The 729-nt window shown below is 50.8% G+C and carries 2 pseudogenes; both read left to right on the forward strand.

The features are described from left to right. A pseudogene (locus J7367_RS20310) lies at positions 1–260 on the forward strand (hypothetical protein); the annotation flags it as partial. 150 nt (positions 261–410) lie between these two features. Continuing rightward, positions 411–629, forward strand: a pseudogene (locus J7367_RS20315) (cysteine peptidase family C39 domain-containing protein); the annotation flags it as partial. Positions 630–729 lie beyond the last annotated feature (100 nt).

The raw sequence follows: 729 nt of genomic DNA on the forward strand, positions 1-729 counted from the left end.
GATTGTTCAGAGTTTCCCTAGGATGGGTCGTCGGCATCACGCTGCGAAACCGCCAAGTATTTCCGGCTGGCCTGTGGTGGGTAATGGGCTATTTCTCCCTGGCTACCGTTCTCGTCGCAAGTCTCTTGGATGCACATGCAAGTTGGTTCGCGCATCTTTTCGGATTTTTCATCGGATTGCTTTTGGGTATGGCCGAGATCGGTATGAAGTTTGAACTCGGCATCTCGAGGAAAGTAGTGCGTAGCTCTGATGAGGCCTGACTTTCCCTCGATGTCACATGGAAAATTTTTATGGTGCCTTAGTTGTAGGGTTCTGGAATTGTTTTTTATGCGAATTAATTTTTATTGGACAGCCATGCGTAGATGAGAAAATTTTTTGGGAGAATATGAATTGATGCGCGGGCTTTGTCTATGAAGAGTATTATCCAATCAGAAGCCGCCGAATGCGGCTTGGTCGCGTTGGCGATCACTGCTGCCAGTCACGGGTTGAACATTGGCCTCCCGGAGATGCGTCGCCGCTTTCCGCTTTCGCTCAAGGGGGCAAAGCTTAACCATCTGATCCGGATCGCCCAACAACTGGGCTTTGCGACTCGTCCGCTGCGTCTAGACATGGAGCACCTAAGGAAGGTCTGAACAACGAGACCTGACAGGGCGGAAGGTGGCGTCGTTCCGAAGAGTGGCTTTTGGAACTTCGGAATTTCGCCATTTCTGGCGCTTTCCGCGGGAATTT

It is taken from the genome of Xanthomonas sp. D-36-1, assembly GCF_017746155.1.
Lineage (GTDB): Bacteria > Pseudomonadota > Gammaproteobacteria > Xanthomonadales > Xanthomonadaceae > Xanthomonas > Xanthomonas cissicola.